Below are 12,117 nucleotides of genomic sequence, written 5' to 3'. Positions count from 1 at the left end.
GCGACGATCCGGGACCCATAGCCACAGGACGTGATTTGGCGAGGACTCGCGGTTGCCAGCTCGCGCCACACCTGACCCTGTGGGTATGGATCCCGGATCAGCGCTCGCTTGTCCGGGACGACACCGAGTTTGCTGTAGCGATGTGCAACCCACTCGCATCCGGAACACGCCGTCCCGCGCCCCCTTCCATTTCCCGACCTCCGACCCCAGATAGACCGCCATGGTTTCCCAATCTCCTGACATGAAAGCCGGGCCCGAAGGCCCGGTCCGCGCACCATCGGCGGTTTCGATCGATGACGCCGTGCTGCCCTACGAGGTCGATGCGCTCGACGTGCGCGGTCGCCTGGTGCGGCTTGGCCCGGCGCTCGACGAGATCCTGACCAAGCACGACTATCCCGCGCCGGTCGGCAAGCTGCTCGGCGAGGCTATCGTGCTGACGACGCTGCTCGGCACGGCGCTGAAATTCGACGGCCGCTTCATTCTGCAGGCCCAGACCGACGGCCCGGTGTCGTTCCTGGTCGTCGACTACATGGCGCCGGATCGCCTGCGCGCCTATGCGCGCTTTGACGCCGCGCGTCTCGGCGAGGCCAGGGAATCTGGCATGAATTCCGGCGCGCTGCTCGGCCGCGGTCATCTCGCCATGACCATCGACCAGGGGCCCGACATGAGCCGCTACCAGGGCCTCGTCGCGCTCGATGGCGGCAGCCTGGAGGACGCCGCCCACGAATATTTCCTGCGCTCCGAGCAGATCCCGACGCGCGTGCGCCTCGCGGTCGGCGAGGAGTGGCGCTCGAGCGACGGCGGCAAGCATCGCTGGCGCGCCGGCGGCATGCTGATGCAGTTTCTGCCGAAGGCGCCGGAGCGCGCTCGGCAGGCCGATCTGCATCCCGGCGACGCCCCGGATGGCGTCGAGGTGCACAGCGTCACTGAAGACGACGCGTGGGTCGAAGCGCGCTCGCTGATCGAGACGGTCGAAGACGTCGAGCTGATCGATCCCGAGCTCTCCGGCGAACGCCTGCTGTTCCGCCTGTTCCACGAGCGCGGCGTGCGCGTGTTCAAGCCACAGGTCCTCAAGGCGCAGTGCTCGTGCTCGCGCAATGCCGTCGCCTCGATGCTCAAGAGCTTCTCGCCCGACGATCGCGCCGCGATGGTCAAGGACGACAAGGTCGTCGTCACCTGCGAGTTCTGCAGCTCGGTGTACGATTTCACGCCGGATGAAGCGGGGGTCGAAGACGCGTAGCGAGCTCGCGTAGGGTGGGCAAAGCGACTTGTCCGCCGTAGCTCGAAGAGCGAAGGCGGAAGCGGGCCCACGTCCCTGAAATCGTGAAAGATGGGTGGACACCTCGCCTGTGTCGGCCTCTGTCAATCCACTCGCGCGAAAATATTCCACTTTACCGAAATTCGGTTTCGGCGTATGTGTCGTGCATCCCGGCTCACTCAAGAGGGGCGATCATGAGGTCGTCATTTTCGCGAGCCGGGTCTGCGGTGGACGCGGCAGCGTCGGCGCGAGAGGTGCGGGCAGGGCGGGTAGTCCCCGTGAGCTCGTAACCGCGTGCGGACGACGGCGCTGCCAGGCTTCGTCTCGCCTGTAAGTTCTCAGCTCCGTCGACAGGGCTGGGAATACTGCGGCGACATGGCGGGCCGTGCGTACGGCAAAACCGTGTGGTCCTGGCCGTCGTTGCCACGGTCAAGTCGTTCGAAGATGCGTGCGAGCCCAACCGGGCGGACGGCATTATCCAATTCGGACGGCGAGGGAGGCCAGAGGAAAGTTCGGCTCCCGGGAGAGCACGGCATAAGCCGTCCGACCATCGCGCAGGGAAGGCCGAGTGATCGGCACCACCTGTATGCTGCTGTGCGGTTCTTTTTGCGCGTGCATTTCGCGCAGCGGACCGCGGGTGCCTGTCGGCACCCGGCCTTCCCTGTGCCCTCTTGGACAAGAGGGTGAGAGATGAAGCAAAGCTCGGGCGAATTCAGCCGCGAGGCTGCGAAGGCGTGTCTGTGAGTCGAGGTGCCTGTCACAAACTCGACGTCGTAGGGTGGGCAAAGGCGCTCTTGCGCCGTGCCCACGATCTCTCTCGGTCGCTAAAGATACGTGGGCACGGTGCTTCGCGCCTTTGCCTACCCTACGGCACCTGCAAAACCGGCACCGCCCTAATTCAGCACCCGCTTGCTGTCCGGGCTGTCCAGCGAAAACGCGGGGACGTCGATCTCGAAGCGCTCGCCGCTTTCGGTGACCATCTGGTAGCGGCCGGTCATGAAGCCGGAGGCGGTCGAGAGCGGCACGCCCGAGGTGTATTCGAAGCGCTCTCCGGGGCCCAGGATCGGCTGCTCGCCGACCACGCCCTCGCCCTTCACCTCCTGCTGGCGGCCGGAGGCGTCGGTGATGATCCAGTGCCGCGTCTTGAGCTGCACGGTCTCCTCGCCGGAATTGGTGATGACGATGGTGTAGGACCAGAAGTAGCGCGAACGGTCGGCCGACGACTGCTCCGGAACAAAGTTCGGCTCGACGGTCACTTCAATCTGGCGGGTCACGGCGCGGTACATGGCTGCTACCATACCGAAATCTCGCTCCGGAACCAAACGCTGCGGGCCGCCTGGCGACATCGTCCCGCCAGAATTCAGAGGAAATGACACCCTCGGAAAACATTCCAAGGCAAGCACCCCCTTCTGATCCGGTCGCTTTGCGAGATGACGACCGGACCGGTACACTCCTTGACACGTCGCGATTTGCGGAAGGGTTTTTGACCCCCGATGACCATTGCCGACCAAGTGACGGGACAGACGATCGCGGGAACCGCAGGGGCCAAGCCCGCGGGGACCAGGCCGCGCGTGAGGGCGCCGGCGATCACGCTGCCCGCCATCGGCGAGCGCGAGCTCCGGCTCGACCTGTTCCGCGGGCTGGCGCTGTGGCTGATCTTCATCGACCATCTGCCGGCCAGCCTGTTGACGTGGTTCACGATCCGCAACTACGGCTTCAGCGACGCCACCGAGATCTTCATCTTCATCTCCGGCTACACCGCGGCCTTCGTCTACGGAAGAGCTATGCTGGAGAGCGGCGTCCTCATCGCCACCGCGCGCATCCTGCGCCGGGTCTGGCAGATCTATGTCGCCCACGTCTTCCTGTTCACGATCTTCCTCGCTGAAATCTCCTACGTCGCGACCAGGTTCGAGAACCCGCTCTACACCGAAGAGATGGGTATCATGGACTTCCTTAAGCATCCGGACGTCACCATCGTGCAGGCGCTGCTCCTGCGCTTCCGTCCCGTCAACATGGACGTGCTGCCGCTCTACATCGTGCTGATGATGGCGCTGCCCTTGATCCTGTGGTCGATGAAGTGGCGACCCGACGTCACCCTCGGCCTCTCGGTCGTACTCTACGCGGTGACCTGGGAGTACGATCTTTATCTTTCGGCCTATCCGAACGGCTTCTGGGCCTTCAATCCTTTCGCCTGGCAATTGCTGTTCGTGTTCGGTGCATGGTGTGCGCTCGGAGGTGCGCGGCGCATGTCCCGTATCCTGTCGTCACGCGTCACGATGTGGATGGCGATCGCCTATCTCGTCGCGGCGTTCTACGTGACGCTGACCTGGTACGTGCCGCAGCTCTCCCAGTTCATGCCGAAGCGGATCGAGCAATGGATGTATCCGATCAACAAGACCGATCTCGACGTGCTGCGCTTCACGCACTTCCTGGCGCTGGCCGCGCTTACCGTGCGCTTCCTGCCCCGGGATTGGCCGGGCTTGAAATCGCGCTGGCTGCGACCATTGATTCTATGTGGCCAGCATTCGCTCGAGATCTTCTGCCTCGGCGTCTTCCTGGCCTTTGCGGGCCATTTCATCCTCGCCGAAGTCTCCGGCGGCGCGGCCATGCATGCGTTGATTAGTCTCTCCGGGGTCCTGATCATGTGGGGCGTGGCGTGGGTGATTTCGTGGTACAAGCGGGTGGCTGACAAGAGCGGTACGAAAACCAAGAACGCCGTCGGCAATGCCGATCTGGCGGGAGGGGGCTGATGAAGGCGAAGGTTCTCCTGAGCCTGATCCTGCTATGCGGTAGCCTCGCCGCGCCTGTGGCGCGCGCGGGGGATGCCGCATCTGCCGCGCCCGCGGCATGCGAATTGCCGTCTTATCTACTTACCAGCGAAAGCCGGCTTCCCAAGGTCGCCGATGCCATCAAGGCCGGCAAACCGCTCGACATCCTCGTCATCGGCAGCCGCTCGACCACGATTCCGTCTTCGGAGGGCAGCTCCTATCCGGCGCGCATGGAGGCGATGCTCAAGGAGAAGCTGCCGCCGTCCGAGGTGGTGCACGTCTCCGTAGAAATACAGAGCAAGAGAACCGCGGAGGAGGCCGCCTCCACCTTCGTTAAGCTGTTGGAAGCAAAAACGCCTACTTTGGTCATCTGGCAGACCGGGACCGTGGATGCCATCCGATCCATCGATCCCGACGAATTTCGCAGCGCCGTGACCGATGGGGTTGTTGCGTTGCAAAAGGCAGGGGCCGACGTCGTCTTGATGAATTTGCAGTACAGCCCGCGCACCGAAACGATGATCTCGGCGCAACCGTTTCTCGATAATATGCGCGTGGTGGCGCAGGAGCACGATATTCCCCTGTTCGATCGTTTCGCGATCATGCGGCAGTGGAATGATCAGGGTCAGTTCGACCTGTTCAGCCCGTCCCGCGGGCCCGAGCTGGCGAAACAGGTCCATGATTGCCTCGGCCGGGCGTTGGCACAGTTCGTGATTGACGCTGCCCATCTGGAGCCGGCCCAGCAGCAAAATTGAGGTCTAGCGTTAATGAGTTCTCTCCGCCCTTTTTGCCTGACGACATGGTTGGCCGCGCCTGTAGCCGCGATGCTGTTGTTGCTGGCGACGGCCTCGCAGTCGCATGCGCAGTCGCAAACCGCACAGGCGACATCCACCGCGCCGCAGACGGCTGATCCTGCTCCCGCTTCCCCCTCCCAGACCACTGTCGCCGCGACCTCGCCCGAGCAGCGTGGCGTCACCTCGCGCGCCGTCGACAAGGTCAAGCAGGTCGCCAAGTCCGCCGCCGACATTTTCAGCCGCGTACCCTGCCTTCCGCCAAAGGGCGGTGCGAAGGCGATGGGCACGCTGCCGCATGTCGCAGGCAAGCTCGCCGCGGGCCAGCCCGTGGTCATCGTCGCATTCGGCTCGTCCTCGACGCAGGGATTCGGGGCGAGTTCGCCGGAGTTCAACTATCCGAACCGTCTTGCCGCGCAGCTGCGCCGGCACTATCCGAGCGCCGACATCACCGTCGTCAATGCCGGCGTCGGCGGCGAGGACGCCCCCGAGATGATGAAGCGCCTGCAGACGCAGGTGATCGATACTCATCCGGATCTCGTGATCTGGCAGGTCGGCACCAACGCCGTACTGCGCAATCTCGATCCCGGCGAGACCGCCAAGCTGGTCGAGGACGGCATCAGCCGCATTCAGGCCGCCGGTGGCACCGACATCGTGCTGGTCGATCCGCAATATTCGCCGGCCGTCAACCAGCGCAAGGAGAGCGCCGGCAAGATGATCAAGCTGCTCGGCAATGTTGCCGAGCTCCGCAAGGTCGGCATCTTCCCCCGTTTCGAGGTGATGCGGGATTGGCACGAGAACCAGTCGATCCCGGTCGAGAGCTTCGTCATTGCCGACGGGCTGCACATGAACGATTGGGGCTATGCCTGCTTCGCCCAACTGCTTGCCGACGACATCATCCGCTCCGTCGGCCAGATCAAGCTGGGCGTGAACGTGCCGGCGGACGTGCGGACGTATCGGCCGATGTGAGACGGTGCTGTAAGGTGGGTTACGCTGCGCTAACCCACCCTACGAAGCCCTTACGCCTTCTCCAGCGCGGCGGTCAGATCCTCGATCAGATCGTCTGCATGCTCGAGCCCTGCGGAGAAGCGGATGAAGCCTTCGCCGATGCCGAGGGCGGCGCGGTCTTCCGGCTTCAGGCGCTGATGCGTCGTGGTCGCCGGATGCGTGACCAGGCTCTTGGCGTCCCCGAGATTGTTCGAGATTCGCGCGAGCTTGAGCTCGTTGAGCACGCGGAACGCAGCCGCTTTGCCGCCCTTGACCTCGAAGCCGACCAGCGTCGAGCCGCCGCGCATCTGCTTTTTCACCAACGCCGCTTGCGGATGATCGGCGCGGCCGGGATAGACCAGCCGCGCGATCTTCGGATGGCTCGCCAGCACCTTGGCGATGCGCGCCGCGGTATCGGTCTGCGCGCGCACGCGCACGCTGAGCGTCTCCAGGCCCTTGAGCAGAACCCAGGCGTTGAACGGCGAGATCGACGGGCCGGTCTGGCGCATGAAATTGTGGATGTGCTCGGCGATGAAGGCTTCCGAGGACAGGATGATGCCGCCGAGGCAGCGGCCCTGGCCGTCGATATGCTTGGTCGCGGAATAGACCACGACGTCGGCGCCCAGCGCGAGCGGGCTCTGCCAGATCGGGGTCGCGAACACGTTGTCGACGACGAGCCGCGCGCCGCCCTTGTGCGCGATCTCGGCGATGCCGGGAATGTCGAGCACGTCGAGCGTCGGATTGGTCGGGCTCTCCAGGAAGAACGTCTTGGTATTCGGCCGCACCGCGCGCTGCCACTGGTCGAGATCGAGGCCGTCGACCAGCGTGGTCTCGATGCCGTAGCGCGGCAGCAGGTCCTGAATGACATAGAGGCAGGAGCCGAACAGCGCGCGGGAAGCCACGACATGATCGCCGGCCTTGAGCGGCGCCAGGATCGCGGTCGTCACCGCGGCCATGCCAGTTGCCGCCGAGCGGGCGGCTTCGGCTCCCTCGAGCTCGATCATGCGGCGCTCGAACATCGCGATGGTGGGATTGGAATAGCGCGAATAGATGAAGCCCGGATCCTCGCCCTTGAACCGCGCCTCGCATTCCTCGGCGCTGTTGTAGACGTAGCCTTGCGTCAGGAACAGCGACTCCGACGTCTCCCCATATTGCGAGCGCAGGGTGCCGGAATGGACCAGGCGGGTTTCGGGACGGTAAGCAGCAGGCGACTTCGACATAGGACCCTCCGACGTGACCGCTTCGTCGAAAACGGTCACAAAAAAACCGGCCTGGATATCTCCACGGGCCGGGATCACAGAGGTCCCCGGCCTGTTTAGCGACTTATTTAACGTGGCTGCAAGCCGGCCGGCTCAAATCACCACGGGATAAGTGATGCTCATATTCCGCAATGCCCTTTCCGTCAAGGCGTCCATCGGATAGCCGTAAAAGGCTTGTATTTCCCGCATGTCCGGATGCATTTGACCCCTGATGAGGATCCCCGGTTGACGTTTACGGTCGCGCCCGACGCCAATGGTATCCTGCCCGACCGCATGATCGCGGCGATGGCGGACGCGGGCCTCATCCTGCCCGCCTACGACTTCGTCGAGAGCCAGATCCAGCCGGCGAGCCTCGACCTGCGCCTCGGCGACATCGCCTACCGCGTCCGCGCCAGCTTCCTGCCGGGTCCCGGCGCCACGGTGGCCGAGCGCATCGACGAATTGAAGCTGCACGAGTTCAGCCTCGCCGACGGCGCGGTGCTGGAGACCAATTGCGTCTACATCGTGCCGCTCCTGGAAAGCCTCGCGCTGCCGCCGGAGATCGTCGCGGCCGCGAACCCGAAGAGCTCCACCGGCCGGCTCGACGTCTTCACCCGCGTGATCGCCGACGGCACCCGCCGCTTCGACATGATCGGCGCCGGCTATCACGGCCCGCTCTATGCCGAGATCAGCCCGAAGACGTTTCCGGTGCTGGTCAGCGAGGGCTCGCGCCTCAGCCAGGTGCGCTTCCGCACCGGTGACGCCATCCTCAATGCCGACGAGCTCGATGGCCTGCATGCCGCCGAGCGCCTCGTCGACATCGACGATGCCGATCTCTCCGGCGGCGTCGCCGTCTCCGTCGATCTGTCCGGCGAGAAAGGCAGCGGCTTCGTCGGTTATCGCGCCAAGCGCCACACCGGCGTCGTCGACGTCGATCGTCGCTCCGGCTACGCGGTCGAGGATTTCTGGGAGCCGATCTCGGCACGTCCCGACGGCAGCCTGATCCTCGATCCCGGCGAGTTCTACATCCTGGCCTCGAAGGAAGCCGTGCAGGTGCCGCCCGACTACGCCGCGGAGATGGTGCCGTTCGATCCGCTGGTCGGCGAATTCCGCGTGCACTATGCCGGATTCTTCGATCCCGGCTTCGGCTATGCCGGTGCCGGCGGGCTCGGATCGCGCGCGGTGCTGGAGGTGCGCTCGCGCGAAGTGCCGTTCATCCTGGAGCATGGCCAGATCGTCGGCCGCCTGGTCTACGAGAGGATGCTGGCGCGTCCAGACGCGATGTACGGCCAGCGCATCGGTTCCAACTACCAGGCTCAGGGCCTCAAACTTTCGAAGCATTTCCGGGTGTAGCGCGATCCTGTAGCCCGGATTGCGTTTCACTCGATCCAGGCTACGAGGTGCCGACATGAGCAATCAATCCGAGCTCGACGCCAAGATCGCCGAAGACGTTGCGGATGCGCTGATCTATTCGGATCGCGACGGCACGATCATGCGGTGGAACCGCGCAGCAACGGCCCTGTTCGGCTTCACCGCTGCGGAAGCGCTCGGCCAGAATCTCGATCTGATCATTCCCGAACATCTCCGCGCGGCGCACTGGAAGGGCTTCGAGGCGGCGCTCGCCAGCGGCGCGATGAAGCTGGCGGGCAGGCCGACGCTGACCCGCGCGCAACACAAGAGCGGACGCAAGCTCTACATCGAGATGACCTTCGCGCTGGTGCGCGATTCCGGCGGCAATGTGCTCGGATCCGTGGCGATGGCGCGCGACGTCACCGAACGGGTCGAGCGCGAGCGCGCGGCCAGGACGCCGCCGCAAACTTCGTGATGCGGAATTGGTTGGCGGTCACGCAGGGCGCTCTGCTTGGGCGTCATGTTGCTTGCCTGAAGGCGCAGTGACACACTCGATCAAGACAACGATCGGGAGTGAACATGACCGCCGCATCGGACCCCGCGCAGGAAGCTCAATGGAAGCGCTGGCGCGCGGTCGCCGACCTCTACCACGCCTACTTCACCGGGCTCATTCTCACCGTCGTCACGCGACGCGGCACGGCCGATGCGGCGGAGTTCGTCTTTCGCGTGTTCCGCCGCCAGCAGCAGGAGCGCTTCCTGCCGGGCCTGCAAAAGCTCGGCATCGATCATCTGCCGCCGGCGGTGGCGGCTGCGCAGTATCACTATCTCTCCAATTGGATCGGCGGCGTGCATGTCGAGTACATGTACGAGAGCGACACCAAGGCCTGGATCCGCTATCCGCCGCCACGCTGGATCTGGAAGGGCACGGCGATCTGCGGCGTGCCCGGCGAGGTCTCCCGCGCGATGCTGCGCGGCTGGCACGCCAACAATGGCGCAGCCCTCGGTGACCTCCGTCTCGGCTTCGTCTGCACCAAGCAGAGTGTCGACGGCCAGGACGGACTGGAAGGTTACTACCATCAATACGATCATCCGCTCGAGCTCGATCAGCGGCTCGTCTTCGCACGTCACCTCGAAGCGCCGCTGTTCGATGCGAAAGCCGCGCCGGCTTTGCCGGTGGCAAGCTGGCCGAAACCGCGCCTGGAGAAGGCCTATCGCAACTACGCGATGGAATATGTGCGCACCGCCGCGCCCGTGATGGTGCAGCTGTTCGGCCCGGAAGACGCCGGCTACCTGCTGCACCTCACCGGCAAGCTGATCGGCATGCAGTCTTTCGACGACGTCGCCGCCGCGCTGGCGATGGACCGCGGCGGTGCGAGCACGTTCGCCTCGTTCCTGGGCGCGATATTTGCAGCGCAGGACGACGCTGTCGAGACGACGCGATCCGAAAACGCGTTCGAACTCCGCCAGCAGAGCTGGAAGCTGATGGATGACGTCGCCGACTATCATCCCGCTTGCGCCAGGGTGCTGGCGGGATTGTTCGAAGGCCTGGCTGCGGGTTGCGGGCGGCATATCGCCGTGCATCTGCGTCCCGCCGTCGGCGGTCGTCCGCCGCTGGTCTGGACGATCGAATAGCTTCACCCATCGGAATGCGCTGCCGCAGGGCACGCCTGCATCTGGCGCAGGAGGAATTGCTCCACGCCGTGCTAACAAGCCTCCGCCGCGCCTGTGCGCGAACAAATTGATTGTCACACCTACGCATTGCCGCGCCGCGAAGAGCGCTCATGCCCCGGAGAGGATATGTCCGACATCGCCGAGATCCCGGTCGATGAGCAAGAGCGTCCGCTGCCGCCGCCTCCACCGCCGGTGCGAAGCGCGCTGACGGACGGGCCGATCCTGCGCACGCTGCTCGGCCTCGCCTGGCCCAACGTCATCGCGCTGTCGGCCGGCACCTGTACGGTGATCGCGGAGACCTCCTATATCGGACGGCTCGGCGTCGAGGCGCTGGCGGCGATGGCGCTGGTGTTCCCGGCCATCATCCTGACCATGACGATGTCGGGCGGGGCCATGGGCGGTGCGGTGGCTTCCGCCATTGCGCGCGCGCTCGGCGCCGGCGATCGCGAGCGCGCCGGCACGCTCGCGATGCATGCGCTGCTGATCGGCATCGGCTTCGGCCTCGTCTTCATGCTGGGGATGCTGATCTTCGGGCCGACAGTGCTGGAAATGCTCGGCGGCCGCGGCGATGTGCTGATGCATGCGGTCGCCTATACGGAGGTGTTTTTCGGCGGCGCCGTGCTGCCCTGGCTGCTCAACACCATGGCCGGCGTATTGCGCGGCACCGGCAACATGAAGCTGCCGTCGTTCCTCATCCTCAACTCCGCGGCATGGCAGATCGTGCTCGGGGGCACGCTCGGTCTCGGCCTCGGACCCGTGCCGCAGTTCGGCATGCGCGGCGTCGCGGCCGGCGCGCTGATCGCCTATTGCATGAGCATCGGCATCATGGGCTGGTACCTGTTCTCGGGTCGTGCGCGTGTCACCTTGAGGCTGCGCGGCCTGCGGATCCAATGGGCGATGTTTTTCGACATCCTCAAGGTCGGCGCCATCGCCTGCTTCTCGCCGCTGCAATCGGTGCTGACGATCTCGATCTTCACCCACATGCTGGCGCAGTTCGGCACCGCGATCCTCGCCGGCTACGGCATCGGCGCCCGGCTCGAATTCCTGCTCACTTCGATCGCGTTCTCGTTCGGCATCGCCTGCGTGCCGATGGTCGGGATGGCGATCGGCGCAGGCAACGTCGCGCGGGCGCGGCGGGTCGCGTGGATCGCCAGTGCTGCCGCCTTCGTGGCCGTCGGCGCGCCGGCGTGCGTCGTTGCGCTGTTCCCAGATCTCTGGATCAACATCTTCACCGACAGCGAAGCCGTGCGCGCGGCGAGCCATCAATATCTCTCGACGGTCGGGCCGTTCTACGCGTTTTTCGGCCTCGCCACGACGATGTATTTCTCATCGCAAGGCGCAGCCAAGGTGATCGGGCCGGTGCTGGCGCAGACGGCGCGGCTGATCTACATCGCGGCGGTCGGCTGGTGGCTGTCGACGCACGAGGCCACCGCGCAGAGTTTTTTCTGGCTGGCTGCGAGCTCGATGGTCGTGCTCGGCCTGCTCTCATCCTCCAGCGTCTTGCTGACGCGCTGGGGGCCGCGCGCGAGCAAGGGCGCGATCAGGCCGGCTCTCTCGGCTGTTCCCGATTAGCGATGCCTGTGGCGGCGATGGCCACCGCCGCCGACATTGGCGAGCCGCATCAATTGCGGAATCATCGCCATCATGTCGCCGCCGCCGGTGCCACCGAGCATGCCCATGATGTCGCCGCCGCCCATGCCACTGAATCCGGTCGGCATATAACCGCCTCCGCCCATCGGCGTTGCGCCGCCGTAATTGGGCGCGCCGAAGCCGCCGCCCATCATGCCGCCGCCATTCTCCATCATGCGACTCATCATCGGGCCCATGGTCTGCATCATCATGGCGAAACGGCGCTTGCCCATCTTCGCCTTCATCATCTCCAGCATCGGGGCCATCTGGGTCATCATGTCCTCGCCACCGGCGCCGCCGCCGCCGAGGAACTGCGCCTTCGCCGGCGAGCTCGCGACAGAAAACAGCAGCAGCACGGCGGCCGCCTGGCAGATCACCTTGTCCGCACCTCTCATGGCATGCTCCTCGCGTGCGGAGCGCCGCCGGGA

11 protein-coding genes and 1 riboswitch are annotated in these 12,117 nt (G+C 65.1%); of the genes, 8 read left to right on the top strand and 3 right to left on the bottom strand.

Translation table 11 applies throughout. The features are described 5' to 3' along the window. The first annotated feature begins 220 nt into the window (after positions 1-220). Positions 221-1,240 (top strand): Hsp33 family molecular chaperone, encoded by a 1,020-nt coding sequence (locus tag RX330_RS34440; RefSeq protein ID WP_212084107.1) that lies wholly within the window; start codon positions 221-223, stop codon positions 1,238-1,240. 911 nt (positions 1,241-2,151) lie between these two features. Here the strand turns inward: RX330_RS34440 and apaG are convergent. Further along, positions 2,152-2,544 (bottom strand): Co2+/Mg2+ efflux protein ApaG, encoded by a 393-nt coding sequence (gene apaG, locus RX330_RS34435; RefSeq protein ID WP_212084606.1) that lies wholly within the window; start codon positions 2,542-2,544, stop codon positions 2,152-2,154. A gap of 207 nt (positions 2,545-2,751) precedes the next feature. Here apaG and RX330_RS34430 point away from each other — a divergent pair, with 207 nt between their 5' ends. The 3 genes from RX330_RS34430 to RX330_RS34420 are packed head-to-tail and all read left to right on the top strand — an operon-like array spanning position 2,752 to position 5,783. Next, on the top strand, positions 2,752-4,008 hold the full coding sequence (locus RX330_RS34430) for an OpgC domain-containing protein (protein ID WP_317241462.1): 1,257 nt from the start codon (positions 2,752-2,754) through the stop codon (positions 4,006-4,008). Further along, the gene (locus tag RX330_RS34425) at positions 4,008-4,778 is read left to right on the top strand and encodes an SGNH/GDSL hydrolase family protein (RefSeq protein WP_212084111.1); all 771 of its coding nucleotides are present in this window, start codon (positions 4,008-4,010) and stop codon (positions 4,776-4,778) included. The genes RX330_RS34430 and RX330_RS34425 overlap by 1 nt, the downstream gene beginning before the upstream one ends. A gap of 12 nt (positions 4,779-4,790) precedes the next feature. Next, a complete protein-coding gene (locus tag RX330_RS34420; protein WP_317241461.1) occupies positions 4,791-5,783 on the top strand; it encodes an SGNH/GDSL hydrolase family protein in 993 nt (330 codons plus the stop codon). Positions 5,784-5,833: 50 nt separating this feature from the next. Here RX330_RS34420 and RX330_RS34415 read toward each other — a convergent pair whose 3' ends face one another. After that, complete coding sequence (locus RX330_RS34415) at positions 5,834-7,021, bottom strand: O-succinylhomoserine sulfhydrylase (protein WP_317241460.1); 1,188 nt, start codon at positions 7,019-7,021, stop codon at positions 5,834-5,836. A 74-nt stretch (positions 7,022-7,095) separates the two neighbouring features. Next, a riboswitch (SAM riboswitch) is annotated at positions 7,096-7,175 on the bottom strand. An 80-nt stretch (positions 7,176-7,255) separates the two neighbouring features. On the opposite strand from RX330_RS34415, the gene RX330_RS34410 reads away from it, so the two are divergent. The 4 genes from RX330_RS34410 (at position 7,256) to RX330_RS34395 (ending at position 11,632) form a co-directional block, all read left to right on the top strand. Beyond that, positions 7,256-8,392: a 2'-deoxycytidine 5'-triphosphate deaminase gene (locus RX330_RS34410; protein WP_375848060.1), complete on the top strand. Its 1,137-nt coding sequence runs from the start codon at positions 7,256-7,258 to the stop codon at positions 8,390-8,392. 55 nt (positions 8,393-8,447) lie between these two features. After that, positions 8,448-8,864, top strand: a complete 417-nt coding sequence (locus tag RX330_RS34405; protein ID WP_212084119.1) for a PAS domain S-box protein — start codon at positions 8,448-8,450, stop codon at positions 8,862-8,864. A gap of 104 nt (positions 8,865-8,968) precedes the next feature. Further along, complete coding sequence (locus tag RX330_RS34400) at positions 8,969-10,021, top strand: hypothetical protein (protein WP_317241458.1); 1,053 nt, start codon at positions 8,969-8,971, stop codon at positions 10,019-10,021. Positions 10,022-10,186: 165 nt separating this feature from the next. Continuing rightward, positions 10,187-11,632 carry an MATE family efflux transporter gene (locus RX330_RS34395; RefSeq protein ID WP_317241457.1) on the top strand — a complete coding sequence of 482 codons (1,446 nt, stop codon included), beginning with the start codon at positions 10,187-10,189 and terminating at the stop codon, positions 11,630-11,632. Here the strand turns inward: RX330_RS34395 and RX330_RS34390 are convergent. After that, positions 11,629-12,084 carry a hypothetical protein gene (locus tag RX330_RS34390; protein WP_317241456.1) on the bottom strand — a complete coding sequence of 152 codons (456 nt, stop codon included), beginning with the start codon at positions 12,082-12,084 and terminating at the stop codon, positions 11,629-11,631. The two genes, RX330_RS34395 and RX330_RS34390, sit on opposite strands and share 4 nt — an antisense overlap. Between the last annotated feature and the right edge of the window lie 33 nt (positions 12,085-12,117).

This window comes from Bradyrhizobium sp. NDS-1 (assembly GCF_032918005.1).
In the GTDB taxonomy this organism is placed as follows: Bacteria; Pseudomonadota; Alphaproteobacteria; order Rhizobiales; family Xanthobacteraceae; genus Bradyrhizobium; species Bradyrhizobium tunisiense.
Note: the sequence above shows the minus strand (reverse complement) of the source record. Positions and strands in the feature narration are given on the sequence as shown.